This is a genomic window from Peribacillus sp. SIMBA_075 (assembly GCF_046534585.1).
This window is the reverse complement of sequence record NZ_JAWRYN010000640.1, coordinates 1-271: the sequence shown is the minus strand read 5'-3', so window position 1 is coordinate 271 and position 271 is coordinate 1. Positions and strand designations below refer to the sequence as shown.

The window sequence follows — 271 nt, the reverse complement described above, 5'->3', positions numbered from 1 at the left end:
CCTTGTACCGCTTTTCGAAAAAATGGGACAAAGCGGAGTTGACCGCATTAAAGGTGACGCAAGAGGAAATCCAGCAAGCAGCTGAGCGTTTCGATCCCCAACTGCTGGCCGACCTGACAGAAGCGGCGGACAATATCCGCAGCTATCATGAAGGCCAACAGCAACAAGGCTATCGCCAAGACCGGGCGGACGGGTCGTATGTCGCACAGCGCGTCACAGCGATTGAATCTGCTGGATTGTATGTTCCGGGCGGCACAGCGGCCTATCCATC

General features: G+C 55.7%; 1 protein-coding gene. It reads left to right on the top strand.

The genetic code is table 11. The annotated features are described in order from the left end of the window. The coding region (locus SB775_RS29740) for a histidinol dehydrogenase (RefSeq protein WP_410864838.1) at positions 1 to 271 on the top strand (271 nt) is incomplete at both ends.